Source organism: Collinsella sp. CLA-SR-H006, from assembly GCF_040097075.1.
Taxonomy (GTDB): domain Bacteria; phylum Actinomycetota; class Coriobacteriia; order Coriobacteriales; family Coriobacteriaceae; genus Collinsella.
In genome coordinates this window covers 85778-112482 of sequence record NZ_JBBNPD010000008.1, presented here as the reverse complement: position 1 = coordinate 112482, position 26705 = coordinate 85778, and the positions used below count along the sequence as shown (strand labels likewise).

The window sequence follows — 26705 nt, the reverse complement described above, 5'->3', positions numbered from 1 at the left end:
CATGGGGGGCACGCCCGGTCCCGTTCCGAACCCGGAAGCTAAGCCCCATCGCGCCGAGAGTACTGCGGGGTCAGCCCGTGGGAGGCCAGGGCGCCGCTGACCGGTGGACGGCACCGAGCCGTACGCTTGAACTTGGAAGGGGGAGGCCTCGCGGCCTCCCCTTTTTTTGCGTTTACGGGGCGTAAATGACTCAATTACACCAGACGATCTTATCGTTTTTGGTATTGAGCCTTTATTTAAAGAAGATAAATCTAATAACAAGGGCAACTGCTATGACCGCAATGATCAAAAGCAGAATTGTCAGTCGATGCTGCTTGCGTCGTTTACTTGTCGAAACGAAGATTGATTTTCCCTGTTTTGGTGTTTCGAGATAGCGAGCCGAATGCGTCAAGGTTTGTTTGGGTCGTGGACCTCTTTGTTGATGAGCGGCGGATGCTTTCAGTGGCTCCTCACTAGCTGCGCTGTTTTTAGATAATGGTGCGTCTTTCAGATATACAGGGTCTCCCGAGGCGACGCCCATATGTTTACGTCCCGTTTGGGCATCCTCGAGCGTTTGATATCGATTTCTCGTCACATACTCGGGCTCCGGATCATTAATGGGCTCTTGCGAGATGTGGGGGCGATGGAACCGTGGCGGCTGCGTGGAAGTATCTTCCCCCTGCGTCGGCATAAACATTTTGTTCTGGTTTTGGTCGTCCATGATGCCCTTTAGCTCGTTACCAACAACGTGTACGCGCTCATTGTAAGCCCCTCGCTATTTGTAGCTGCGAACATACTTGTTATTTAAGCTCTGGTTCAAAGAACCTTAACCTTACTAAAACCTGAGTCATACACGCTTAGATATGCTTATAGTACTGGACTCAAAAAACTTTATAGTCGATGTATATATGAGCACTGGGTGGGCATATATAAGAGCGTCAAAAGAAGTCCCAGTCACCTAGAAGATGGCTCGGCAGTCCTTAAAAGGAGTGGTAAACATGGCAAGCATGGTTCCTTATCGTTCGGTTTTTGGCGTTCGTCCTTCTGCTAGCTCGCTGTTCGATCTGTTTGATGATATGACCGACCTTGCAAACAACTCGATTGCTTCTAAGGCGTTTCCCGTTGACGTTGAGGATAAGGGCGACGGCTATGAGGTCAAGGCCTATCTGACCGGCGTCGCCAAGGACGACATCGATGTCGAGCTTAACGAGGGCCGTCTGTCCATTAGCGTGAATGTCGAGGAAGACGAGGAGAACGAGGGGAAGAACTTCCTGCAGAAGGAGTTCAGCTCGTACAGTGCGACGCGTGGCGTGTATCTAAAGGACGCTTCGAGCGAGGGCCTCTCGGCTAAGTACGCTGACGGCATCCTGACCGTTACGGTTCCCAAGATCGTCGAGAAGAAGAACGTTACGAAGATCTCCATCGACTAACTTCGTTGGTGTTCTGCGCTATTAAAAGACAGCAAAAGGGGCTGGGAAGCGATTCCCGGCCCCTTTTGCTGTTTAGGACAGTTATTGAATGGTTGCTGGCCGATGCTGGCTTGCGGGGCGTATCGAGAGCTTTCGCGATCCTTGGAGAAGGGTTGCGGAGCTGCCGACCTCGTCATCCAGGGTTGCGGCCAGAGCTTTGGCATAGCTTTTGACGGTAAGGCTCGGACGATTGTTATCTTGGCTGATATGCATGGCAATGAGCTGTTCGGTGCGATCGGTAACAAGTTCGCGCGCGGCCTCGGCGGCTTGGCCATTGGAGAGGTGTCCCCTTGCAGACAGGATGCGCTCCTGAAGAAAGCGGGGATATTCTCCCTCGCGCAGCATGGTCACATCGTGGTTGCTTTCGAGCGCGAGGACTCGACAATCTTTGAGGGTGTTCATGGCTTGGCTCGATAGCTCTCCGGTGTCGGTGGCAAACCCAATGGAATCATCGAGAGCATTGAATCGATAGCCGACCGGATTGATGACATCGTGTGATGTTGAGTAGGTTTGCACGTGGATGCCGGCAATGGATAGGTCGTCGCCGGGATCGAATTCCTCGACAGGCAGATGCGAAAGATTTTCTTTGTTCGAAAGAGTGCCCCTGCTGGCAAAGAGGGGGCCGTGCCAGTGCTTGCACCAGACATCGAGGCCCTTGATGTGATCGCTGTGCTCATGAGTAATGAGAAGAGCCGAGACGTTGTCTGCCGAGAGCCCCAGTTCTGCCATGCGCTTTAATTTCTCGCGGCGAGACAGTCCGTTATCGACCATAATGAGCCCCTGCGGGCCCTCGATGAGTGCGCAGTTGCCTTTAGAGCCACTGCCGAGGATATGAAGGTGCAGACGAGACATAAGATTCCAAAGGATACAATGGGTGCGGACGAATAGAGGAGGAAGCAAATGCCTACGGTATCTCAGCATTATGGACACCATGCCGTGCCTGGGGCAGTCGATGAGACCCGGACGAGGCAGCAGGCTGCTCCTGTCGTGCTCATGGTATCAGGCGGCGCGGACTCGACGGCACTGCTTCTTATGGCGTGCACATCAAAGCTGGATATCCAAGACGGGCGCGGTGTTGCCCCCATTGCTCGCGAGCGCCTGCATGTGCTGCATGTAAACCATCATCTGCGCGGCAAGGCGTCCGATGGCGACGAGGCCTTTGTGCGTGAGCTCTGCGCGAAATATGGTTTACCGCTGTGCGTGGAGCACGCTTATTTTGATGGGGAGTCGGGCAATATTGAGGCCGCGGCCCGCGAAGTGCGCTATGCCGCGGCGCGGAGGTATGTTCGCGAGCTCTGCGCCCAGACGGGGGCACCGCGAACGGCGGCTCGTATCTGCACCGCGCACACGTCTTCGGATCGCGCGGAAACGTTTTTGATGAACGCGATTAAGGGTTCGGGGCCCGCTGGCCTATCGAGCATTCCTCGCCGGAGGAATATCGTGGTGCGTCCCTTGCTCGACCTAACTCATGGCGAGCTCGTGGGCTATCTACAGGTACATGGTCAGCCGTGGCGTGAAGACGAGAGCAATGAGGATATCTCGTATCTGCGAAACTACGTGCGCCATCGGGTAATGCCAGTGGTGGCACAGCGTAATGCGAGCGTGTGCAAGACGATTGGCGCCGCCTGTGAGATCTTGGGTGACGAAGACGCGTTTCTATCCCAGCTGTCGGCGCAGGCGTTTCGAAGCTGCCTGCGCAAGGAGGCGGCGGGCGCGCTAGTGCTCGATGCCAGACGCCTTGCTGCGGCCGAGGTGGTAATCGCGCGGCGCATCGTGCGACTGGCGATCAAACGCATCGATCCGGGCGCTCGTCCAGAGATGCGACATGTGGAGCGAGTCCTTTCCTGCGTTGCCGAAGGCACAGGCTCGGTCACGCTTCCGGCGGGAATTGACGCGCGCGTCGAGTTTGGCATGCTAGCGTTTAAGGCGCCGGCGGCTCGTGAGGGGCTGGTTGCGGACTGGATTACCATACCCGGTCGTTTGCCGTTGGGCGGGGGGCGCATGCTGGTCGCAGAGCCGATGGCCGTTGAGCCGGGATGCGATATCGTGCGCCGCGCCCGTGAGCTAGCGGCTGCCGGGGAAGTGACAGCTTTGGTAGACGCGGCTGCCCTGGGTTTTGCCGACAGCGATAGTGAGCGGATCCTGGCGGGCTCACGTGGCGAGATCCCTGCAGAGGCGCGATTGGCGCGCCTGTGGGTGGACGGTCCCGCACCGGGAGACGTGATGTGCCCGTTAGGAATGAGTGGCCGAAGCAAGAAGGTATCCGACTTGCTAGGCGAGGCTCGCATTCCCGTTTCCGAGCGCGCCGGCGTGCCCGTGGTGAGGACGGCGCCGGGGGGTGCCGTGGTGTGGGTCGCCGGAGTTCGCGCGGACGAGCGTTTTAAGTGCACGGCCGCAACGCGCGTGGCATATCTGCTCCGCGTGGTCGATGCGGAATAGCGTCCCACGCCTGCTATTCTGTGCGACGTTGACGGTATTCCCGCGCTGATGGCGCACGGGCTGGTAAATTTACCCCGTGCGCTGCTAGAATGTGTAGTTCGCGTCCATACGGCGGTGTGTGGGCGATAAGCACAAGAAAGGGTTGTCATGGCTTCTCAACATCCGGATATCGAGAAGGTTCTGTTCACGCAGGAGGATATCGACGGTATCGTCTCTCGCCTGGGCGAGGAGATTACGCGCGACTACGCGGGTAAGGATCTGGTGCTGATTGCGGTCCTGCGCGGCGCCGTGGTCTTTATGGGCGACCTGATGCGTAAGATCGAGCTGCCGACCAACATCGATTTCATGGCTGTTTCGAGCTACGGCGACGGTGTGAAGTCCTCGGGTATCGTGCGTATCATTAAGGACCTGGATATCGACATCCGCGGTCGCGACGTGCTGATCGTCGAGGACATTCTGGACTCGGGCCTGACGCTCAAGTATCTGATGAAGAACCTCGAGAGCCGCAAGCCCGCTTCTCTGGAGGTCGCCGCCTTCCTGTGGAAGGACGTTGAGGACCGCGTCTCGGCCATCACGCCCAAGTATGTTGGAACCCATTGCCCCGATGCCTTTGTGGTGGGCTACGGCCTCGACTATGCCGAGCGCTATCGTAACCTTCCGTATCTGGGCATTTTGAAACCGGAGGTTTATTCGTAAGATGCCCGACGACCATAACGATAACAATTCCCAGACTCCCCGGGAGCCTAAGATCCCGGGGATGCCCGGAGGCAAGAAGCCCACGCGTACGGGCTGGCTGTATTTTATTTTGGCTTGCGCGCTTCTGGGCTACGCCTTCTTTAACATGGGCTCCGGCTTTGCCAATTCCAGCAATACCGTTAAGCTCGCGACGAGCGAGATGGTGGGCGCCATCAAGCAGGATCGCGTCGAAGATCTGACCTATACGGTTCAAGACGGAAGCGTGACGGGTCATTACTGGAAGACAAAAAAGGACAAGGGCGATACGAGCGAGCTCAAGAGCTTCTCCTCGACCTATGTCGGCTCCGATTCGCTTGCCGAGCTCATGGCGGAGCACCCCGATACCAAGTACATCGTCAACACCAACGATCCCGATTTTTGGGGCGACTTGGCGATGAGTGTGCTTCCGACGATCGCCCTTATCGCCATCATGTTCTACTTTATGCGCCAGATGATGGGCGCCAACAACAGGAACATGCAGTTTGGCAAGACCAATGCCAAGACCAACGAGGCCACACGACCCAAGGTCAAGTTTGAAGACGTTGCCGGCGTGGACGAGGCAGTCGAGGAGCTCGAGGAGATCCGTGACTTTTTGAGCGATCCGGACCGCTATCGCAAGCTGGGCGCCAAGATCCCGCGTGGCGTGTTGCTGGTGGGCCCTCCGGGCACCGGTAAAACGCTGCTGGCTAAGGCCGTCGCCGGCGAGGCGGGCGTGCCGTTCTTTAGCATCTCTGGTTCCGACTTTGTCGAGATGTTCGTGGGTGTCGGCGCCAGCCGTGTGCGTGACCTCTTTAAGGAGGCCAAGTCCCAGGCCCCGTCGATCATCTTCATCGATGAGATCGATGCCGTGGGACGTCAGCGCGGAGCTGGCTTGGGCGGCGGTCACGACGAGCGCGAGCAGACGCTCAACCAGCTGCTGGTCGAGATGGACGGCTTTGAGGAAAGCGAGTCGGTCATCCTGATCGCTGCGACCAACCGTCCCGACATCCTGGATCCGGCGCTGCTGCGTCCCGGCCGTTTTGACCGCCAGGTTACGGTCGACCGTCCGGATGTGAAGGGCCGCGAGCAGATCTTGCGCGTGCATGCCGAGAACAAGCCGATGGACGAGGACGTTAAGTTTGAGAAGCTCGCCCAGATGACCGTTGGCTTTACCGGCGCCGACCTGGCGAACCTGCTCAACGAGTCTGCGCTGCTGGCCGCTCGCCGTCATCGTTCCGTGATCTCGATGGACGAGGTCGAGGAATCGATGGAGCGCGTGATTGCCGGACCACAGCGCAAGGGTCGCGTGATGACCGAGGCCGAGCGCACCACGATTGCCTACCACGAGAGCGGTCACGCCCTGGTGGGCCACATCCTGGAGCACTCCGATCCGGTTCACAAGATCTCGATTGTCAGCCGCGGTCAGGCGCTGGGCTACACGCTGCAGCTTCCGCAGGAGGACCACTTCCTCAAGACCAAGAACGAGATGCTCGACGAGCTCGCCGTGTTCTTGGGCGGTCGCGTTGCCGAGGAGCTCATGTGCGATGACATTACGTCGGGCGCGAGCAACGACCTGGAGCGTGCGACCAAGATGGCGCGCGAGATGGTCACGCGTCTGGGCATGAGCGAGGAGCTGGGCACGCAAGTGTTTGGCGAGGCGCAGCATCAGGTATTCCTTGGTCGCGATTACGCCGATCACCAGGATTACTCCGAGGAGACGGCGCGCCGCATCGATATCGAGGTTCAGCGCATCATGCGCGAAGCCCATCGTCGTGCGGTCGAGATTTTGGATGCCCGTCGCGATCAGCTCGATCTGATGGCGAAGGTGCTGCTTGAGCGCGAGACCGTCGAAGGCGACGCCGTGAACGCCCTGCTCGACAACGAGTGGAATGCCTACCTTGAGCGCGAGGGCGATATCCTGGCGGCCAAGGAGGAGCGCAATGCCAAGGCGGCCGGCATGCCGACCAAGAAGCGCGCGCCTCGTATGAGCGAGGAGGAGCTGGCGGCTGATGCCGCGGCCTTTGCGCAGGCGGCCATGCAGGAGGATGCCGAAGCCGCATCCGATGATGCTGACGATGACCATGCCGTCGTCGATGCCGATGCCGATGCCGACACCGACAAATAGTCTTTGTGGCGAAAGCCTCCGCGGGGAAACCTGCGGAGGCTTTTTCTTTTGAGCGATATGGGGCCGTCTGTTGATTGGGGACAGACTTAAATGAGCGTTTTCACGCATTTAAGTCTGTCCCCAATCAACATTGCTGCGGCACTTCGCTCGGCTAAAGCGTACAATAGCGCCTATGCGAAAGGGGAACAGATGATCAACGAAACTATGTATGCTCGCGGTGCGGAAAGCTCCATCATCCGTGAGATTTTTAGCTATGGCCTTGAGCGCAAGGCGCAGATCGGTGCGGAAAACGTATTTGATTTTTCGCTGGGCAATCCGAGCGTTCCGGCACCCGCTGCTGTGGCGGAGTCCATTAAGAAGGCCCTGGAGCTGCCGAGTGACCAGTTGCACGGCTACACCCCCGCTCCGGGCCTGCCGCAATGTCGAGCGGCCGTCGCCGAATCGCTCAACCGCCGCTTTGGAACGAACTATGAGGGTAAGGACGTCTTTATGACGGTGGGTGCCGCAGCTTCGCTCACCTGCACGCTCAACGCCGTTACGAACCCGGGCGACGAGGTTATTGTTATCGCCCCGTACTTTCCGGAGTATCGCGTTTGGATTGAGAAGGCCGGCTGTACGTGTGTTGAGGCGCTCGCCGATGAAGATACGTTCCAGCTGAGCGTGGACAACGTGCTCAAGGCGATCAGCGATAAGACGGCGGCCGTCATCATCGACTCTCCCAACAATCCGACCGGTGCCGTATATACATGCGACACGCTGACGCGACTGGCCAACGTTCTGCGCGAGGCCAACGCTCAGCGCGATCCCGAGAATCCGATTATGCTCATCTCGGATGAGCCGTACCGCGAAATCGTGTACGGTGTCGAGGTGCCTTGGGTGCCCTCGATCTACGAGCACACCATCGTGTGCTACTCGTATTCTAAGTCGCTTTCGCTGCCGGGCGAGCGCGTGGGATGGATCCTTGTTCCCAATACGAATCCTCAGGCAGATCGTCTAATGCCCGCCGTTGCCGGTGCCGCCCGTACGCTGGGCTTCGTGTGCGCACCGGCACTCTTCCAGCGCGTAATTATCGACTGCATCGATGAGCCGAGTGACGTTGAGGCCTATGCACGCAACCGCACCGCGCTTACCGACGCACTAGCGGAGTATGGCTACACCTATGTTGAGCCGGATGGCGCGTTCTACCTATGGGTGAAAGCGTTGGAGCCCGATGCGAATGCGTTTTGCGAGCGCGCAAAGAAGTATGAGTTGCTTGCGGTTCCCTCGGACAGCTTTGGTATGCCGGGTTGGTTCCGCTTGGGCTATTGCGTGAGTTACGAAACGATTGTCAATTCGCTACCCGCTTGGAAACAGTTGGCGGACGAGTATCGTTAAGAGTAAAGCGCTCTGCCTACAATGTTTTACGTGAAACGGGGTTTGGTGTTAAGCCGGACCCCGTTGCCATGGACGTTGTGTCTTTGGGATGGAGTGGTTTTACGACTATCGGAGGCTATGCGTACAATGAATATAAGCGACGGCCGTGCCAGATAAGGAGACCTGATGCCCTACCTGCTTTCTTGTGACATTCATACCCATACGATGTTCTCTGCGCATGCATATTCGACCATTGAGGAGAATGTGTACTGGGCGGCAGAGCGTGGTCTGCAGGTGCTCGGATCTGCCGACCATTTGAGCTCTATGGTTACGGCTTGCCCCAATGACCTGCGCAGTTACCAGTTCTTTATCAACCAGGATATCTGGCCGCGCATTTGGAGCGGCGTGCTGGTGCTGCGTGGTGCCGAGGCCGATATCGTTTCGCTGGACGGAAGCCTGTTTGGCGAGGACACTCCTGTCACGCTCGATATTGCCGGCGATTCGTACAGCCGTCAGCATTCGCTGTTCGATTTGGTTACGCGTAATTTGGATTATTTGGTTGCAAGCGTGCATAATCCGCAGATTGCTGAGGGCGCGACGCTGGCCCAGACGACCGAGATGTATATCAATGCCCTGGAGCACCCCAAGGTGTTCATGCTGGGTCACACGGGGCGTTCGGGTGTGCCGTTCGATATCGACGAGGTGCTGTTGGCAGCTAAGGCCAAGCACAAGATTATCGAGATCAACAACCATAGTCTTGAACACGGTGTCGACACTGAGCATTGGGCCGTATGCCGCAAGATTGCCGAGCGCTGCGCCGAGCTGGGCGTGGGCATTGGCGTGTCGACCGATGCCCACATTGGCATGGCCATTGGCAAGCTCGATCACGCGCGCAAGATGCTCGACGAGATTCACTTCCCGCTGGATTTGATCGTGACGCGCGACCGCGAGACGCTGCTGCGCGAGATGGCGGCAGCCGGCGTGTGCGATCTGCGCAATGGGATGTAGCGGAGTTTATAAACCAAGCGAAGGGGGCGGCCCAGGCGGGTCGCCCCCTTTCTTGTCCCAAAAATCTACTGAGGTTGGTTAGCGGCGTTCGAGGACCGCTACGGTTTCGGTGTGGTCAGTGTGAGGGAACATGTCGACGGGCGTGATCTTGAGCAGGCAATAGCCTCCGTCGAGGAGCTGATGCAGGTCGCGCTCTTGAGTTACGGGGTTGCAGCTGATATAGGTGATGCGGCGCGGCTTAAGCGCGCAGGCAGCTTCGAGGAACTCGGGCGTGGAGCCGGCGCGCGGCGGATCGATGGAAAGGACATCGACCCGCTCGTTGTTATCGGCGGCATCCAGGATGTAATCGGTGGCGTCGTCGGCCATAAACCAAGCGCTGCGGGTGAGGCCGTTGAGCTCGGCATTGCGGCGTGCGTCGGCAATGCCCGCCGGGTTGCGCTCCACGCCGAGCAGCATAATGCCGATACCCTTGTTCTGGGCATCTTTAGCTGCGCAAAGACCGATGGTACCGCTGCCACAGTAGGCATCCATGAGCACATCGCCCTGGTGCAAATCCATGCCGTCGATAGCGAGCTGATAGAGCACCTCGGTCTGTTGCGGGTTGGTCTGATAAAACGCGGTGGGGGAGATGTCGAATTCGCAGCCGAGCAGCTGGTCGCGCATGCACTCGGCGCCATATACAATGCGGGTTTCCTCGCCGAGGATGGCGTTGCCGGGACGTCCGTTGATGTTTTGGGCGACGGTGACGATGCGCGGATCGAGTGCGGCGACAGCCTCAAAGAACTCCTGCGCATGCGGCAAGTCGCGCTGAGCGGTCACGAGCGTGACCATGACCTGGTCGGTACGCCAGCCGCAGCGGACGACGGCATAGCGAAGCAAACCAAGATGCTTGTCCTCATTAAAGGCGGGAATATGCAGCCGCTCAGCTTCGCGTGCGATGCCGTTGAGAATCTGACGGGCACCCGGTGCCTCGACAGGACACTCGGGTACGGCAACGATCTTGTGCGTGCCGCGCTCAAAGAAACCGCAACGGACAGCACCCTCCTTACCGGGAGCAAAGGGAGTGGCGGCCTTATGGCGAAAACCGCGCGGCGCAGGATATTTGCCCGGGTCGCCCAGGGTGACGCCCATACCGCGAATGGGGTCGACGCTAATGCCCTCGCGCTCGCAAAGAGCAGCAAAAAGCTCCTCCATAGCAGCCTGCTTAGCTGCCAACTGCTTTTTATAAGGACGATTGAGCGCCGTGCACCCACCGCAAGCTTTCATGATGGAACAAGGAGACTTGGGGTCCACAGCCTTACGCGCAGACGAAGCCGGATTTTTATGCGAACGCTTGGAACGAGTCTGAGGCGCTTTATCCCCGCCTCGACGAGAGTCAGCACGCTTGGTCTTAGCTCTGCTCTTGGTCGATTTACTTTTTGCAGCTTTAGAAGACTTGGATTTCGTAGAAGATTTCTCCTCCTTTGACCCCTCAGCCGCCTCGATCAAAGCACGACGAGCCTTACGCTCCGCACGAGATTCTGCCATCAATAACTCCACTAATTCATGAATTAAAAGCTGCAAGCATTGTACCGTGCCAAGCCAGCGGGCGATATGCAAGCGGCCATTTCCTGTCAGTGATAAGTCCAACGATGTTTGCCCGGCGCGGGCGGGGAGCGGCGCGTAATTAAGTTTATCGCGAGTTCCGCACGCAAAGGAAAGCACTTAATGTGCTTTCCGTCTTGCGCAGGACTGTAGAGCAGGAAACTTAATTACGCGCCGCTCCCCGCCCGCGCCGGGCAAACCCTCCCTTGTACTCCATCTCACTAAAGTGTATGATTCTGAACGTTACATGATTCACTTTACCTAACTAAAGTGCCACCAAGGGGGAATACCATGAATACCGATATGTCTCGTCGTCAGTTTGTTGGTCTAGCCGGCTCGCTCGCCACGGTGCTTGGCCTTGGTCTTGTCGGTTGCGGCGGTGGTGCCGGCAAGGGTTCCGCTGCCGGTTCTGCTGCAGCCAAGGACGTGAAGGGCGCTGCGGAGTCCAAGAAGCTCGTGGTGGGCTTTGATAAGTCCTATCCTCCGTACGGCTTTGTGGGCGACGATGGCGAGTACACCGGCTTTGATCTCGATCTTGCCAAGGCTGTTGCCGATAAGCAGGGCTGGGAGGTCAAATACGAGGCCATCGATTGGGATGCCAAGGACACGCTGCTTAACTCGGGCGCCATCAACTGCATCTGGAACGGCTTTACCATGGAGGGCCGTGAGGACGACTACACGTTCTCCGAGCCGTACATGCTCAACGAGCAGGTGCTCGTGGTCAAGAAGGATGCGGGCATCAAGAGCTGGGATGATCTTGCCGGCAAGACGGTGATCACCCAGACCGATTCCGCCGCTCAGGACGTGCTCGAGGGTGACCAGAAGGATTTGGCGGCGACGTTTGCCACGCTCGACACGATCGGCGAGTACAACACGGCCTTTATGCAGCTCGAGAGCGGCGCGGTCGATGCCGTGGCTTGCGACCTTTCGATTGCCCAGTATCAGCTTGCCGCCAAGCCCGATGCTTATACGCAGCTTGATGAGCCGCTGTCCAGCGAGCACTACGCCGTCGGCTTTAAGAAGGGCGACACCAAGTCGGCCGATGCTGTAACCGAGTCGCTTAAGGCGCTCTACGAGGACGGCACGGTTAAGGACCTGTGCGACAAGTATTCAAGCTATGGTCTTTCCTTCGACAACTGGGTTCTCAAATAGCGGCTTTCCCAGGCACCCGATTTTGCCGTTCAAACCGTCGCTTGCGTACATTTAGTACGCGGCGCTCCTCTTTCACGGCAAACTCGGGCACCTGGAAAACCCGCTTTAGCATTGGGTTCGCCGTTCCGTTACTGTGAAAGAGAGCTTGGGTTGTCTATTCAGGTCATGATGCAGATGCTTGGCCAGGGATTCTTGGTCAGTTTGCAGTTGTTTGTGCTGACGCTGCTGGGGTCGATTCCGCTGGGAATCCCCGTGGCGTTTATGCGCATGAGCAAAATCGCGCCGCTTCGCTGGATTGCGCGCATCTATATCTCGGTCATGCGCGGTACGCCGCTCATGCTGCAGATGTTTGCCATCTACTTTGCCCCGTACTACGTGTTTGGCATTTCGCTCACGCCCGATTCCAAGTGGACGGCGTGCGTCGTGGCGTTCATCATCAACTACGCCGGTTACTTTGCCGAGATCTATCGCTCGGGCCTGCAGTCCATTCCGCGCGGTCAATACGAGGCAGCCGAGGTGCTGGGCTATTCGCGCATGCAGACGTTTCTGTATATCGTGATGCCGCAGGTCGCCAAGCGTATTCTGCCGGCGATGGGCAACGAGATCATCACGCTGGTCAAGGACACGTCGCTGGCGTTTGCCATTGGCGTGGGTGAGATGTTCTCGACGGCCAAGGCGCTGGTCGCCTCGCAGGTGAGCATGGTGCCGTTTGCGATCGCGGCGCTGATCTACTGGATCTTTAACTTTGTGGTCGAGATGCTGCTGGGCGCCGCCGAAAAGAAGCTGGACTATTATCATGACTAACTCAGTGATGAAAATCGAAAGCGCGCGTAAGGCGTTTGGCGGCAATGAGGTGCTCAAGGATATCTCGCTTGAGGTGAAGCGTGGCGAGGTCGTGGCGATTATCGGGCCTTCGGGTGGCGGCAAGTCCACGCTGCTGCGGTGTGCCACGCTGCTCGAGACACTCGACGGAGGCTCACTCTCGTTTGGCGACCTTGCCGTTGCGACGGATGCGGGTTCGGGCGCGGTCTATGCGAAGGGCGATGTGCCCAAACAGGCGCGCTCGCGATTCGGCCTGGTGTTCCAAAATTACAACCTGTTCCCGCACTATACCGTGATGAAAAACATCATCGACGCGCCGATCCGCGTGCTTAAGCGCCCGCGCGAGCAGGCGGAGGCCTGCGCACACGAGCTTATTGCACAGATGGGGCTTACGGGTAACGAGAGCAAGGTGCCCTGCGAGCTTTCGGGCGGTCAGCAGCAGCGCGTGAGTATTGCCCGCGCCTTGGCGCTCGATCCGGAGATCCTGTTCTTTGACGAGCCGACCTCGGCACTCGATCCCGAGCTGACGGCCGAGGTGCTGCGTGTCATTAAAGACCTTGCCGCGCAGAATATGACGATGGTGATTGTGACCCACGCAATGCAGTTTGCGCGCGATGTTGCCGACCGCGTGGTCTTTATGGACGGCGGCCGTATTGTCGAGGAGGGTCCTGCCGAGCAGGTCATCGACCATCCGCGCGAGCAGCGTACCCGTGAGTTCTTGAGTCGTATCGAGGGGTAGGCTCAGCTATTTACTCAACTATTAATTGAGGCGAAGTCGCCGCAGGTCTTACGGTCTGTGGCGGCTTTTTGTTTGCATCGACGGGGTTCAATAATCGCCTCACAAGCTTGTCTCTTCCTCTCGCCGCCTGTATTCATACGTGTGCCGAAAGGTGTGCATGGACGGTCGCCCGTGAGGGTAGGGTGGTGGCATAGGACATTTGGAGGGTGAGTCGGCTCGGCTGCCGACCATGCTGCTCCCGGGATGGCACCGACCGCGAACTCTCCCCGTTGGCGCCGCGCATTGCGCGCGGCCCTGCAAGGAGGTCATCATGGGTGCTCCCAAGACCGGTAACGTAAGGAACGTGGTGCTCGTAGGCCAAGGCGGGGTGGGCAAGACTTCACTCGCCGAAGCCATGCTCCACCTTTCCGGCAAGACCGCCCGCCTGGGCGGCCACGACGGCACCAAGCCCACGCTCGACTATGACCCCGAAGAGGTTAAGCGTGCGTTTTCCATCTCGACGACCATCGCGCCGATCGACTGGAAGGGCGCGCGCATCAATGTGCTCGATGCCCCGTGCTACCCCGATTTTATCGGCGACGCCTTTGCCGCGATGAGCGTCTGCGAGACGGCTCTGTTTGTGGTCGACGCCGAGGCCGGCCCACAGCCTACGACGGTTAAGCTCTGGTATGCCGCCGAGGACCTGCGTCTGGCGCGTGCGGTGTTCGTAAACCGCCTGTCGCGCTCCGAGGCCAGCTTTGCGACCACGATGGACCTGCTGCAAGAGCGCTTTGGCACGCGCCTGGGCGCCGTGACCCTTCCCTGGGGCGAGGGCGAGGACTTTGACGGCATCATCGACCTGGTGCGCATGAAGGCGCGCCATTGCAACGGCACCGAAGCCGTTGAGTCGGAGATTCCCGAGGAGTATCGTGCCCAGGCCGAGGAGGCCCATGACCATCTGTGCGAGCTGGTGGCCGAGGCCGACGATGAGCTGATGATGAAGTACCTGGAAGGCGAGGAGACGCTGACGCAGGAGGAGCTTGAGGGCTTGCTGTCGAAGGCGATTGCCGAGCGCATCTTTGTGCCGGTCTTTGCGGGCGATTGCATTAAGGAGCAGGGCGTCAACTCGCTGATGGACGACATCGCCACATACTTCCCGGCGCCGACCGACTACGGCGAGATGCCGCTTATCGACGGCGATTCGCTCAAGATTTCAAGCGACGATGATCGTCCGGTGGCGTTTGTGTTTAAGACCCTGGCCGATCCGCAGCAGGGTCGCATCAGCTTTATCAAGGTGCTGACGGGTACGCTTGAGCCGGGCCTTGAGCTGGTCAACGCGCGCACGCGCAAGGGCGACCGTCTGGCTCACCTGTATGTGATGTGCGGCCGCGACATGACCGAGGTCGGTCACGCCTATGCCGGCGACATTATCGTGGCACCCAAGCTGGCGGCCGAGACGGGCGATACGCTCTCGATTACCGGCAAGGTCGAGGCTGCGGCGTTTAAGTTCCCCAACTCGCAGTACCGCATTGCCATCGAGGCCGAGAATCGCGGGGACGAAGAGAAGCTCTACACGTTTATCGAGAAGGCCTGCAAGGCCGATCCGACCATGAGCATCGATCGTGACGAGGAGACCGGCCAGACCATTATCTCCGCCGTGGGTGAGGCGCAGGTTTCGGTGCTGCTCAACCGTTTGGAGGACCGTACCAAGGTCGTGGCCAAGAGCGTGCCGATCCGCATTCCGTATCGCGAGACCATCCGCCGCACGGCGAGCGCCCAGGGCCGCCACAAGAAGCAGACCGGTGGTGCCGGTCAGTACGGCGACTGCTGGCTGCGCGTGGAGCCGCTCATTGGGCCCGACGGCACGAGCGACGGCTACGAGTTTGTGGACGAGGTCGTGGGTGGCCGCATTCCGCGCTCGCTGATTCCCGCCGTGGACAAGGGCGTCCAGGAGACCATGAAGGACGGCATCATTGCCGGCTACCCGCTCACGGGCATTCGCGTGGCTGTGTACGACGGCTCGTATCACAGCGTCGACTCCAACGAGATGGCGTTCCGCGCGGCGGCTCGCATCGGCCTGCGCAAGGCATGCGCCGATGCCGACCCGGTGGTGCTGGAGCCCATCGAGGAAATCACGGTGACTATCCCCGAGAGCTACGCCGGCGCCGTGATGGGCGACATCTCGGCATCGCGCGGTCGCGTGACGGGCATGGAGACCGATGAGCGCGGCGACACCGTGGTCATCGCCCAGGCGCCGCTGGCCGAGTTGACGGATTACTCGACGCGCCTGCGCTCTATCACGCGCGGCACGGGTGACTTTACCATGAAGCCCGCTGGCTATGAGCAGGTTCCCTATGACGTTCAGGCCAAGCTGGTCGAGCGCTATGAGGAGGGTCGCGCCAAGTAGCGTGTGGCGTTGCCTGCAATGTGGACGCTGACGAAAAGGCCGCCCTGGGTAATCCAGGGCGGCCTTTTTTGATCCCATGGGGACGGAGGAAAACGAATCATTTTTGGGTTACGGGCGGTGCGGTCGGCACTAGTCTCCGGATGCCTGGTTGCGGCCGGTGGCGTAGTCGATCTGCACGTGCGGCTGCAGGTTGTAGCAGTACACGTGGAAGCAGAGGGTCTTGCCGTGGTCCTCGACCGATTGCGCCTCAAGGCGCACGCCGCGGCAGACAAGTTCCTCTTCGTTATACATGGGTGTGACGCGATAGAGCACGTGGTTGCCCGTCTCGCGGATGTAGTCGAGAATCTGCTCCTCAAACGGCAGCATGCCTGTCTCGTTGAGATAACGCGTGCCGGTGAGGAGATTCTTGCGGTTGGCGTTTTCGCCGCAGAGCGACCAGGCGATGAGATGGCAGCGGTTGTAGAGGCTCTGGCCCGGAATAAAGTCGTAGCGCTGCTGGCGCCATCCAGCGGGATGGATACGCGAGATATCGCCGCGCTCGCCTTGACCGAGTGATTCGGGGCCCACGCAGGCGAGCGCTTTGCGGGTGCGGCCCAGGCTGTCAAGCTTGGAGAACTTCTTAAAGCAACCCTCTTCTGTAGCGCGCTCGTATTCATCGAGCGTGAATGATGGTGTGCCGAGCGGGTGCGTGCTGTCGGCGCGCAGGGCAACGTAGGGGTTGCCGGCGTAGTCGGGAATGCTGCTGAGATAAACACCGCGGGCGCGGTTGAGGTCGGGGTTTTCGACCTCGTCGATGGGGGTGGCGGCGCTGTCCGCGGAAGCGCCGTCGCCGGTGTCGGTTGTGGCGGAATCGGAGCCATCGCCAGAGTCCTGGCTGTTTTGAGGGTCCGGGGAGCTCGCCGTTCCTGATTCGAGCCGATCGACCAGGTCCGCCTCGTCGTCGGTGCGGCTGGGACTTTCGTTTTGTTTTTCGGCCAGAGCTGCCGCCTGTTCATCACTTTGCGGCGACAACAACTTGGGCGCTCCGTCGAGCGACCCTGTGAACAGCGCAAACCCCAGCACCACGGCGGCGCCGATGGAAAGTACTTGCTTGTAGGCGGACTTGCGCGACATTGCGGCTCCTGGATGGACGGTTGGGAATCTACCAGTCTAGCAGGAGCCGGCAGGGGCCGTTCTGTCGAACAAATACTCAAGATTTGGGATAGACGCTACTGATTCATTTGCCTCATATGGAGCTGCGGTGGTTGTGTATGTGGGGCTATTTTGCGTCTCCCCAGATAAAACCCGCCAAAATAAACCTGTCCCTTTTTGGCAGGTTAATCGGGGGACTATTTCACCGCAACTTAGGGCACGGTTAGGGAGTGTGCACCTTAAAGAGTGGTGCCCTTGATTAGAGAGGTCGCGCTCGTCTCTCTAATTGTCTCTCTAAAGAGAAAGCCAGTTAAAGAGATAACATTGGGCTATCTAACAGTGAATTCGATACATCTCTCTAAATGTCTCTCTAAAATAAGGTGCTTATCTCTCTAAAGTTAGAGAGATATACTATACTTTAGAGAGATAAATCTATCGTTTTAGAGAGACGGAATGCCAATGCTGCTGGATGAACCTCTTGGCCTTATCGTTGAGCGCCTTCGCAGGCGGGGGACTGATGACGCATCGGTAGAAGTTAAAGCCTGCACGAATAAATTGAGCGCAGACGTATGGGAGACAGTGAGCGCTTTTGCGAACACTGCGGGTGGGCTCATTATTTTGGGCCTAAACGAAGCCGAAGGATTTGTTCCTTCGGCTAACTTTGCTATCGATAGGGTGCGCGATCAGTTTGTTTCGGGTATCGGAGACGGAGGCTCAGCGGCAGTGGTGACCCATGCGCCACGGTACGAGCTTGATCGAGGCGAGGTCGACGGGCTCCAGGTGCTTCTGGTGCGCATCTTTGAACTTGAGCTTAAAGCGAAGCCTTGCTATATCGGCGCGCGCGGCGTGCAGAACGGTAGCTACAAGCGCGTGGATGATAAAGATATCAAGATGTCACCCGCTGAGCTATATGAGCTGCAGAGTGCGTTGCTTCCGAGCGATGCAGACGGCACGGTGGTTTCGGAGGCAACAGTCGAGGATTTGGATCCAGATGTCGTGCGGTCTATTATCGCAAATCGCCGGCTGCAGACCCCCCGCGTTTTGCGCGGGGCCGATACGCTGGAAAAGCAGCTGGTCAGACTCAATATCACTACAAAGGATGGTGCGGTGAAGCTCGCAGGGCTTCTGTCGGCGGGAATTTACCCCCAGCAGTTCTATCCCAAACTCATGATTGATGTCGCCGTTCATTCCGATGTGGAAAAATCTGCACCCGGGCAACCCCGGTTTATTGACCGCCAGTTGTGCGATGGCCCGATTCCGGCTTGCATCGAAGATGCCCTTGTCGCGATTGGACGGAACTTGCGCAAAGCGGCGATAGTGCAAGGCGCTGGCAGAAGGGAAGATTGGGAAGTTCCCCAGGAGGTTTTGCGCGAGGCCTTGGCAAACGCCTGCATCCATCGAGAATATTCGCCCATGTTTGTGGGGCAGGCCGTGAGTGTCGATATCTATCCAGACAGAATAGAGATCAAAAACCCCGGTGGGCTTTGGGGCGGAAAGACGGTGGACAATCTTGCAGACGGGGAATCGCGCTGCCGAAACCCAAAGCTCATGAGCCTAATGGGGGCGACGCCGTTAGAGCATGCCGAGGGGCCCGTTGCAGAAAGCCAGGGATCTGGTATCCCGGCTATGATTCGCGAGATGGAGTCTCGTTCGCTTGGAAGGCCGAAATTTATCGTTAAGGCCGATTCGTTTACGGTGCTGCTTTCCCGGCACGGGGCGGAGCTTGCTGAAAACCGCACGTGGATTCAGAGCCATGTGGGCACCGAGCTGACGGATCGCGAGGAAACATTGCTCATGTTTATGCGGGAGCATGGGTGCGTATGCGATGTTCAAAAAATACGAGAGGCCCTGAAGTGGGATTCGGATGACATTCGCCTGATCTGCGGGAATCTTGTCGATAAACATGTCCTGTCAAAATGTGGCAAAGACACGTTTGAGATTATCGATATGAGCAGAGAATCGTCAGCTTCGACAGCGGATAGGATCCTGGAGGCTCTCAGAGCCGAAGTGGATATGACGGCGCGAGAAATAGCGGTTGCATCGGGGGTCAAAATTTCGTCCGTCCGCTACCATCTGCCAAAAATGGCGGATAAAGGACTCATCGAAGTAATGGGTTCATCGACGAGCCGCAACCGCCGCTATCGGAAGAAGTAGATGCAGCCGAGTCGCCCCTCTTGTGTCTCTCGAAGTGAGATGGGTGCTAGGGGGGGGGCGACTGCCTCGCGATATTTCCCCAGATAAAACCTGCCAAAATAAACCTGTCCCTTATTGGCGGGTCAGTTAACGCAGTGCAGGTTGAGCATATGCGAGCGAGCGGTCTCCGGGTGCGGTAAGGTGACGTGAAACAAGCGGGCGCTGACCTTTTGGTCGCGCCCGTGAAGTTGAACGTCAGATTGCCGTGCCCGGAGCCCGTGCAGCGCCGAGCAGTTACGCCGTTTGTAAAACGGCGTAACCTAAAGGTTCATGTTGCCGTGAATGTAGGGGGTGACCTCGGGGGAGATATGGTCGCAGCCCAGCTCGCGCAGCGCGGACTCGATGGCGGCGGGCAGCGGGGTCTTGCCCTTGTCGTCGACGGCGTTGCCACCGAGGGCAGCAATCTTGGCGACATCTGCGGGTGCGGCCTCGATATGCATGCAGCCGCCGACCAAGCGCGCGCGTACCTGTGCCAGATCAAGATCGTGCAGGTAATCCTCGCAGGCGCGGATTAAATCGACCTTCTCGCGTGTAAGCTCCTCGCCCGTGGGGACGCGGGTGGCAAGACATGCTCCCGCCGGCAGGTTCCAAACGGGATAGCCCCATGCGCGCAGCAGCTCGCGCTCTTCGTCCTTGGTAAAGCCGACCTCCATAAGGGGTGAGCGTACGCCGAGCTCTTCTGCCGCACGCATGCCGGGGCGGTAGTCACCGCGATCGCTTGCATTGCTGCCATCGATGACGGTGGGAAAGCCGAGCGACTTGGCGTGGTTGACGATGGCGGTAAAGCCGGCGTGCTTGCAGTGGTAGCAGCGATTAGTATCGTTGCAGGCTACTTTGGGGAGCTGCAGCTGATCCACCGAAAGATTGAGCACGGGGAGCTTAAAATGCGGCCCCTCATTGGCCTGCCCATCAACGGACTGCTCAAACGAAGCCTGCTCGGGCGTGCCGATGAGCGGCGTGGTGAGATGGACGAGGAGGGTATTGGTAGGCATGATGCGGGCGCATACGGCGGCCAAAAAGCTGCTGTCGACGCCACCGGAAAACCCGATAGCCACGCGCCCGTATGCCAAAAGCAGCTGTTCGAGCGCCGATAGCTTGTCTTGAAGCTCCTCTGCGGGTGCCGTGGTGTCTAAAATCATGAAACGTTCCTTATCGTTGAGTACTCGATCGAAAACTATAATCCTAATGCGTTACTTGCCATAAGACTTCTATCTGTGTAACGAAAGTGCAATATGGCATATACGTTATATACAAGTTGCCAAATGCGGTAGAGTTGCAGCAACGCGACAGCGAGAGTCGATGGGGGACCGATATGATCAAGGCTGTTATTTTTGACATGGATGGAACGCTGGTCGATACCGAGCGTTTGGGGATTAAGGCCTGGAAGGCAGGCGCCGCTGAGCTGGGGCTCGCGATTGATGAAGCGCTGATCCATCAGTTTATCGGCCGCACGCTGCCCGATGTCATGGACATCCTTGATAAGCATTACGGCAGCCATGAAACCACCGAGGCGATCTATCGTCGCCACAAGGAGATTCGCGACGAGATGGTCAAGACCGAACTGGAACTTAAGGCCGGTGCCGCCGAGTGCCTAGACGAGCTGCTGGCTGCGGGCTATCACGTGGGTCTAGCGACGTCGTCGCGCCTCGTTACGGCCGAGCGCAACCTTAAGATGGTCGGTCTTTTTGGCAAGTTTGAAACGGTAACGTGTGGCGAGGACGTCGTGCACGGCAAGCCCGACCCCGAGATGTATCTGCTCGCCTGCGAGCGCGCGGGCTTTGCTCCCGAGGAATGTGCCGTGGTCGAGGATTCGCGCAACGGCTGCGTCTCGGGCATCACGGCCGGCTGCCATGTCTTTGCCGTCCCCGATATCGTGCCGCTGCCGCAGGACGTGGTGGATGGCTGCGAGGCCGTGCTCGATACGTTGTTCGACCTGGCGGCGGCAATCAAGGCTGTGCGCTAGAAAATTGCGGCGTTAAAACGAGCGGTTGCTCACGTTTGCGCTTAAGCAAAAGGGGCCCGGCAATGGTCGGGCCCCTTTTGCTTAAGCGGCGACTTAGCATACTCGCGGGCGTGCTATAGATACGCACCGAGGTTGATAGCCGTGGCGTCGGTCTGGCTGCTTGCCTGGGTGCTGGCGCGTTCCAGTAGGAACGGCCGCACGAGTTCTTGGCGGTTGATGTCCTCGATGGCCGTGACCGCGGTGACGGTGCGCGCGGCAGAGCTGACGTGGATATGCTTGGTCTTTGTCGGGACCTTGTTCTCGATTTGCTCCATGAGCAATTGAACGCCCTTGCGGCCAATCTCATAGCCCGGGGGCGCTACCGTAGTGAGCGGAACCGATCCGCTCCAAGCGAGCGGGTTGCCATCGCAGCCTGCTACGCGTACTTGCCCGGGGACAGAGATGCCCTTGTCGACCAGTGCCGAAACGACACCCGAGGCCAGCACGTCGGTTAGACCGACGACAAAATCGGGGCGTTCGTCGGCGGGGCGCTCGGCGATTTGGTTGCCGATACCATAGCCGTCGGCTGCCGTGTTCCATTCGCCGGCGTCGATGACTTCGATCTTGATATCGGGGTGCAGAGCGAGGGCCTTGTGAATGCCAAGCACGCGTAGGGTGAGCTGCATAAATGCTGCTCGGCCGACGACGACAATATGGTGCGCACCGCGGGCGATGGCGAGTTCGGCAATGATGCGACCCTGGGCCTCGTTGTCGGCCGCTACGTAGTAGCCGGGCTCGGAACAGTGGATGTCCAGATGGACGATCGGTACGGGCATCTTGGTCATGGCGGGGTGCCAGTCGGGGGATGCCATGGGCTGAACCATGACGCCGGACATCTGCGTGCCCATAAAATAGCGCAGGTAATGGTCCTCGAGAATATCGTCGTTATCGGCGTTGGCGATGAGCAAGTCATAGCCGTGCTTGCGGGCCTCGTTGTGGGCGCCGCTGGCGATTTGGAGCGAAAAGCCGTGATCGAGACGGGGGAGCACCAGGCCAAAGGACTTGGTGGCGCCGCCCGCGAGCTGACGGGCGCTTTGGTTGGGCAGGTAGCCAAGGCGATTGATGGTCTCGTTGATGAGCTTGAGGGTCTCGGGGCGCAGCTTTTCGGGGTGGTTGAGCGCGTTGGAAACCGTGCCCAACGAAACCCCAGCCTCGCGCGCGACGTCGCTGATTTTTACCTTTGCCATAGCGGCCCCTTTGATGCGTTTCAAGTACAAGGCAGATTGTAGCATCCCAAACCTACCAAAAAGGGACAGGTTTATTTTGGCAGGTTTTATCTGGGGAAACGCCGTTGCCAGCGTGACCACCACGAAGGGGGCAGGTACCTTTGTGGTGGTTTGGACCGGCTGGACGTGTGTGCATCGGGTGGTATCTAAGTTGAGATACCACTTCTGGTATATCAGCTTGCGTTTGCGTGAGTACAATACTCGAACGTTATGCGTCTCAGCGCCCCCTGTGCGTGGACGTTTTGCAGTCAAGCGGACGAAGGGATTTATCCTATGTGCGGAATTGTCGGCTACACCGGCTCTGATATTGCAAAGAACATCCTGGTCACGGGCCTCAAGCGTATGGAGTATCGCGGCTATGACTCCTCGGGCGTCGCGCTCGAGGTGGGCGAGGGCGCCGCGGCGCACCTCGACGTCATCCGCCGCGTGGGCAAGGTCGCGGGCCTGGAGAGCGAGCTTTCCAACATCGACAGCGACGCTACCTGCGGTATCGGCCACACCCGTTGGGCCACCCACGGCAAGCCCTCCGTCGTTAACGCTCACCCCCACACCAGCTGCGACGGTCGTATCGCCATCGTCCACAACGGCATCATCGAGAACTTCGCCGAGCTGCGCGAGGAGCTGGAGGGTCGCGGCCATCACTTTAAGAGCGAGACCGACACCGAGGTCTTCGCGCATCTGATCGAAGAGGCTTATGCCGAGACGCACGACCTGATGGCCTCCGTGCGCGAGGCTTGCACCCACGTGGTCGGTGCCTATGGTCTGGCCGCCGTGTGCGCTGACGAGCCCGGCGTGATCGCCGTGGCCCGCAAGGATTCCCCGATCGTGGTCGGCGCGGGCGAGACCGGTGCCTATGTCGCCTCCGATGTCATCGCGCTCATCGACGCCACCCGCGATGTCGTGGTGCTCGAGGACGGTCAGTTTGCCAAGCTCACGCCCGCAGGCGTCGAGTACACCGACGAGGCCGGCAACGTTATCGAGCCCAAGGTCACCCACATCGACTGGGACCTGGATATGGCAGAAAAGGGCGGTTATCCCGACTTTATGCTCAAGGAGATTCACGAGCAGCCGCGCGTTGTGCGCGACACGCTGGTTGGTCGTATGACGCCGGCCGGCGAGCTCGACATCGACGAGCTGGGCCTTTCGCTCGAGGAACTCAACGACATCGACCGCGTCTACGTGATCGCTTGCGGCACCAGCTATCACGCTGGCCTCATTGCCAAGAATCTCATTGAGGGCTGGGCTCGCATCCCCACCGAGGTGGAGGCGGCCAGCGAGTTCCGCTATCGCAACCCCATCATCACGCCGACGACGCTCGTCGTGGCCGTGTCCCAGTCGGGCGAGACGGCCGATACCCTTGCCGCCATTCGCGACGCGCGCATCAAGGGTGCCAAGGTCTTCGGCATCACCAACGTGGTGGGCAGCCCCGTGGCGCGTGAGAGCGACGGCGTCATCTACACCAAGGCCAACAAGGAGATCGCGGTCGCCTCGACCAAGAGCTTCATCGGCCAGGTCGTGAGCCTTACGCTTTTGGCCCTGCTGCTGGCGCAGGTCAAGTACCGCTTGACCACCAAGCAGGCGCGCATGCTGTTCCGCGAGCTTTCCGATACGGCCGAGCAGATCCAGTGGATTTTGGATACCCAAACCGAGGCCGTTCATGAGGCCGCCCTGCTGTGCAAGGACGCGCAGTCGGCGCTGTTCGTGGGCCGTGGCATGGGTGCCGCTATTTCCTACGAGGGCGCGCTTAAGCTCAAAGAGGTCAGCTACCTGCACGCCGAGGCCTACGCCGCCGGCGAGATGAAGCACGGCCCCATTGCCTTGATCGACCCGGGCTTCCCTGTCATCGCCGTGGCCACCAAGAGTGCCACCTACGACAAGACCGTGTCGAACCTCATGGAGTGCAAGGCGCGCGGCGCCAAGGTCATCGTCGTTGCTACCGAGGGCGACGAGGAAATCAACAAGATTGCCGACTGCATCATTCGCGTGCCGGCCGTCCGCGACGTGTTCAGCCCCATCACGGCGAGCGTCCCGCTGCAGCTGCTCGCCCGCGAGGTTGCCATCCTGCGCGGCTGCGACGTCGACCAGCCCCGCAACCTGGCAAAGAGCGTTACCGTGGAGTAGTTGGTTCCGCCATTCTGGCGACCAAGGCCCGGCTCCGTTGCAGCGGAGCCGGGCCTTGTTTCATTTGCCCAGATAAAACCTGCCAAAATGAACCTGTCCCTATTTGGCAGGTTAGCGGAGCTTGCTGGTCTCGAAGTACTCGGGGAACTGGTCCAGAACCTCGGTCTGGTTGCGGAACATCATATGCAGGTGCTTGCTGACCAAAAAGCTCGCTTCGATGGGGTCGCGACCGGCGATAGCGCGGCGAATCTGCTTGTGCTCGTTCACGATGTCCTGATTGTCGAGAACCTGCGTGGCGGCGCGCAGCCAGCGGAAGCGCTCCAGGTCGGCATTGGTCTCTTCGAGCCACGACCACACGGTGCTGCGACATGCGATGCTAAAAATCATGTGATGCATGAGGTTGTCGCTCAAAAAGAAGCCGATGCGATCCTCTTCGGCCATGGCCTTTTCCTGCAGCACGATGGCGCGGTCGAGCTGCTCGATGCCGGCCGACGTGGCGCGCGCACAGCACTCCACAATCACCTGCTTTTCCAGATGCTCGCGGATGTAACAGGCACTCTCGGCAAGGGTGAGGTTGATGGGCGAGACGTAGGTACCGCTCTGGGGCACGGTGCGCACCAGGCCTTCCTGCGCCAAACGAACCAAAGCCTCGCGCACAGGGGTGCGCCCCATATCTAGGTCGTCGCAAAGTTGCTTGACGCCCAGCTTTTCGCCCGGCTTGTAGTCCAGGTAGACGATTTTGCGTCGAATGGTGTGGTAGGACTGGTCCTGTAGGCTCGTTTCCTGCTCGCCGACGTGCATCGATTCTTCCATAGCGCCTCGCAACTGTTCTATCAAACTCATATGTCAGTTGTTAATTATGCCGCGAATCAGCTCTCCGCGGTGGGCAATTCGGCTGTTGCCTGAGAACTATTGCGGCATCTTAGTCTGTGTTTGCGCAAGGCTGTGCTCAATGTTGCCGTATCATAAGCCGTCGCAAACGTGAAATAGAAAGAAGGAATCCCATATGCAACTGGCAAATATCGTTCGCGAGCGCTGGAAAGGCGTCTTGTTCTGCCTGATCATTGCCATTCCCGCGACGTTGCTCGGCAAACAAATTGAGGTGGTCGGCGGTCCGGTATTTGCCATCCTCTTTGGCATGGTCCTGGCGCTCGTCTTTCCCAGGAAGCGTCGCGAACAGCTCGCCGCCGGCGTCACCTATACGTCCAAAAAAGTCTTGCAGTACGCGGTTATCCTGCTTGGCTTTGGCATGAACCTCTCCCAGATTCTGTCCAAGGGCGCCCAGTCGCTGCCGATTATCGTGGCGACGATCTCGACCTCGCTTGTCATCGCCTTTGTGCTCTGCCGCGTCATGAACGTACCGGGTAAGATCGCGACGCTTGTGGGTGTGGGTTCGTCGATTTGCGGCGGTTCGGCCATCGCTGCGACCGCGCCCGTCATCGATGCCGACGATCGCGAGATTGCCCAGGCCATTTCGGTCATCTTCCTGTTTAACGTTATCGCGGCGCTCGTGTTTCCGACGCTCGGCGGCATGCTCGGGCTGACCAACGAGGGCTTTGGCCTGTTTGCCGGCACCGCCATCAACGACACCTCGTCGGTAACGGCTGCGGCGAGCGCCTGGGACAGCATGCATCCCGGCGCCAATGTGCTCGAGAGCGCCACAGTGGTCAAGCTCACCAGGACGCTGGCCATTATTCCCATCACGCTGGTCCTCGCATGCTGGCAGATGCATCTGGCACGCAAGGCCGGCGGTGACGCCAAAAGCACGTTCTCGCTTAAACGTGCGTTTCCCATGTTTGTGCTGTTCTTTGTGCTGGCGAGCGTGATCACCACGGTGCTTCAGCTTCCCGCGTCCATCACGGCGCCCATCAAGGAGCTGTCGAAGTTCTTTATTGTGATGGCCATGGCGGCTATTGGTTTTAATACCGATATCGTCGAGCTGGTCAAAAAGGGCGGCAAGCCCATCGCGTTGGGCTTTTGCTGCTGGATTGGCATTGCGTGCATGAGTTTGGGAATGCAGCACGTGCTGGGAATCTGGTAGAGAAGTAGCTTATTCGCGTGCTGGCTGCCGGTGAGCGCAAGCCTTCGGTGGAGCGATAGGAGCTCTTGCGGGTATGGCTTGTCCGCAGGTTTATAAGTCCCGAAGAGCTCTTATCGCCCCGCCAGGATGGCGATGCGGGGCAACACCTATACTCGCAGGACGGCGCTTTCTGCCCTATAGTGTTTGGTGAGCAATATCGTTCAATTTTGAAACACTCGGTC

21 protein-coding genes and 1 rRNA gene are annotated in these 26705 nt (G+C 58.9%); 15 read left to right on the top strand and 7 right to left on the bottom strand.

Going from position 1 to position 26705, the window contains the following annotated elements:
* Positions 1–102: ribosomal RNA gene (gene rrf / locus AAA069_RS06140) — 5S ribosomal RNA — on the top strand; the annotation flags it as partial.
* Between the two features lie 130 nt (positions 103–232).
* On the opposite strand, the gene AAA069_RS06135 is transcribed toward rrf, so the two are convergent.
* Entirely contained in the window at positions 233–700 is a 468-nt protein-coding gene (locus AAA069_RS06135) for a hypothetical protein (protein ID WP_349127835.1), read from the bottom strand.
* 277 nt (positions 701–977) lie between these two features.
* Between AAA069_RS06135 and AAA069_RS06130 the strand changes: the two genes are divergently transcribed.
* Positions 978–1409, top strand: coding sequence for an Hsp20 family protein (locus AAA069_RS06130; RefSeq protein WP_040359532.1), 432 nt, complete (start codon positions 978–980; stop codon positions 1407–1409).
* A gap of 81 nt (positions 1410–1490) precedes the next feature.
* On the opposite strand, the gene AAA069_RS06125 is transcribed toward AAA069_RS06130, so the two are convergent.
* Positions 1491–2300 carry an MBL fold metallo-hydrolase gene (locus AAA069_RS06125; RefSeq protein ID WP_349127834.1) on the bottom strand — a complete coding sequence of 270 codons (810 nt, stop codon included), beginning with the start codon at positions 2298–2300 and terminating at the stop codon, positions 1491–1493.
* A 48-nt stretch (positions 2301–2348) separates the two neighbouring features.
* Between AAA069_RS06125 and tilS the strand changes: the two genes are divergently transcribed.
* The 5 genes from tilS (at position 2349) to AAA069_RS06100 (ending at position 9087) form a co-directional block, all read left to right on the top strand.
* Complete coding sequence (gene tilS / locus AAA069_RS06120; protein ID WP_349127833.1) at positions 2349–3887, top strand: tRNA lysidine(34) synthetase TilS; 1539 nt, start codon at positions 2349–2351, stop codon at positions 3885–3887.
* A 147-nt stretch (positions 3888–4034) separates the two neighbouring features.
* The gene (hpt, locus tag AAA069_RS06115) at positions 4035–4583 is read left to right on the top strand and encodes a hypoxanthine phosphoribosyltransferase (protein ID WP_022093938.1); all 549 of its coding nucleotides are present in this window, start codon (positions 4035–4037) and stop codon (positions 4581–4583) included.
* Between the two features lie 61 nt (positions 4584–4644).
* Complete coding sequence (ftsH, locus tag AAA069_RS06110) at positions 4645–6726, top strand: ATP-dependent zinc metalloprotease FtsH (RefSeq protein ID WP_349127832.1); 2082 nt, start codon at positions 4645–4647, stop codon at positions 6724–6726.
* A gap of 189 nt (positions 6727–6915) precedes the next feature.
* Positions 6916–8100 (top strand): pyridoxal phosphate-dependent aminotransferase, encoded by a 1185-nt coding sequence (locus tag AAA069_RS06105; RefSeq protein ID WP_349127831.1) that lies wholly within the window; start codon positions 6916–6918, stop codon positions 8098–8100.
* Between the two features lie 165 nt (positions 8101–8265).
* A complete protein-coding gene (locus tag AAA069_RS06100) occupies positions 8266–9087 on the top strand; it encodes a phosphatase (protein ID WP_349117146.1) in 822 nt (273 codons plus the stop codon).
* 78 nt (positions 9088–9165) lie between these two features.
* Here AAA069_RS06100 and rlmD read toward each other — a convergent pair whose 3' ends face one another.
* Positions 9166–10380: a 23S rRNA (uracil(1939)-C(5))-methyltransferase RlmD gene (rlmD, locus tag AAA069_RS06095; RefSeq protein WP_349127836.1), complete on the bottom strand. Its 1215-nt coding sequence runs from the start codon at positions 10378–10380 to the stop codon at positions 9166–9168.
* A gap of 582 nt (positions 10381–10962) precedes the next feature.
* On the opposite strand from rlmD, the gene AAA069_RS06090 reads away from it, so the two are divergent.
* From AAA069_RS06090 to AAA069_RS06075, 4 genes are all read left to right on the top strand, one after another.
* Positions 10963–11823: a transporter substrate-binding domain-containing protein gene (locus AAA069_RS06090; RefSeq protein ID WP_099432383.1), complete on the top strand. Its 861-nt coding sequence runs from the start codon at positions 10963–10965 to the stop codon at positions 11821–11823.
* Positions 11824–11988: 165 nt separating this feature from the next.
* Positions 11989–12627, top strand: a complete 639-nt coding sequence (locus tag AAA069_RS06085; RefSeq protein ID WP_152076219.1) for an amino acid ABC transporter permease — start codon at positions 11989–11991, stop codon at positions 12625–12627.
* Positions 12620–13384 (top strand): amino acid ABC transporter ATP-binding protein, encoded by a 765-nt coding sequence (locus tag AAA069_RS06080; RefSeq protein WP_349127830.1) that lies wholly within the window; start codon positions 12620–12622, stop codon positions 13382–13384. The genes AAA069_RS06085 and AAA069_RS06080 overlap by 8 nt, the downstream gene beginning before the upstream one ends.
* Positions 13385–13694: 310 nt before the next feature.
* Positions 13695–15770: an elongation factor G gene (locus AAA069_RS06075; protein ID WP_022093945.1), complete on the top strand. Its 2076-nt coding sequence runs from the start codon at positions 13695–13697 to the stop codon at positions 15768–15770.
* Positions 15771–15899: 129 nt separating this feature from the next.
* On the opposite strand, the gene AAA069_RS06070 is transcribed toward AAA069_RS06075, so the two are convergent.
* Entirely contained in the window at positions 15900–16883 is a 984-nt protein-coding gene (locus AAA069_RS06070) for a DNA/RNA non-specific endonuclease (protein WP_349127829.1), read from the bottom strand.
* A gap of 477 nt (positions 16884–17360) precedes the next feature.
* Between AAA069_RS06070 and AAA069_RS06065 the strand changes: the two genes are divergently transcribed.
* Positions 17361–19055: an ATP-binding protein gene (locus tag AAA069_RS06065; protein WP_022094253.1), complete on the top strand. Its 1695-nt coding sequence runs from the start codon at positions 17361–17363 to the stop codon at positions 19053–19055.
* Between the two features lie 299 nt (positions 19056–19354).
* Here the strand turns inward: AAA069_RS06065 and AAA069_RS06060 are convergent, their stop codons facing one another.
* Positions 19355–20233 carry an ATP-dependent sacrificial sulfur transferase LarE gene (locus AAA069_RS06060; RefSeq protein ID WP_349127828.1) on the bottom strand — a complete coding sequence of 293 codons (879 nt, stop codon included), beginning with the start codon at positions 20231–20233 and terminating at the stop codon, positions 19355–19357.
* Between the two features lie 173 nt (positions 20234–20406).
* Between AAA069_RS06060 and AAA069_RS06055 the strand changes: the two genes are divergently transcribed.
* Entirely contained in the window at positions 20407–21057 is a 651-nt protein-coding gene (locus AAA069_RS06055; RefSeq protein ID WP_349127827.1) for an HAD family phosphatase, read from the top strand.
* A 113-nt stretch (positions 21058–21170) separates the two neighbouring features.
* Here the strand turns inward: AAA069_RS06055 and AAA069_RS06050 are convergent, their stop codons facing one another.
* The gene (locus AAA069_RS06050) at positions 21171–22283 is read right to left on the bottom strand and encodes a LacI family DNA-binding transcriptional regulator (protein ID WP_349127826.1); all 1113 of its coding nucleotides are present in this window, start codon (positions 22281–22283) and stop codon (positions 21171–21173) included.
* Between the two features lie 312 nt (positions 22284–22595).
* Between AAA069_RS06050 and glmS the strand changes: the two genes are divergently transcribed.
* Positions 22596–24443, top strand: a complete 1848-nt coding sequence (gene glmS / locus AAA069_RS06045; protein WP_035138734.1) for a glutamine--fructose-6-phosphate transaminase (isomerizing) — start codon at positions 22596–22598, stop codon at positions 24441–24443.
* 111 nt (positions 24444–24554) lie between these two features.
* Here glmS and AAA069_RS06040 read toward each other — a convergent pair whose 3' ends face one another.
* Complete coding sequence (locus AAA069_RS06040) at positions 24555–25256, bottom strand: GntR family transcriptional regulator (RefSeq protein ID WP_050766156.1); 702 nt, start codon at positions 25254–25256, stop codon at positions 24555–24557.
* Between the two features lie 193 nt (positions 25257–25449).
* Here AAA069_RS06040 and AAA069_RS06035 point away from each other — a divergent pair, with 193 nt between their 5' ends.
* Positions 25450–26484, top strand: coding sequence for a YeiH family protein (locus AAA069_RS06035; RefSeq protein WP_161145214.1), 1035 nt, complete (start codon positions 25450–25452; stop codon positions 26482–26484).
* The last annotated feature ends 221 nt before the right edge of the window (positions 26485–26705 follow it).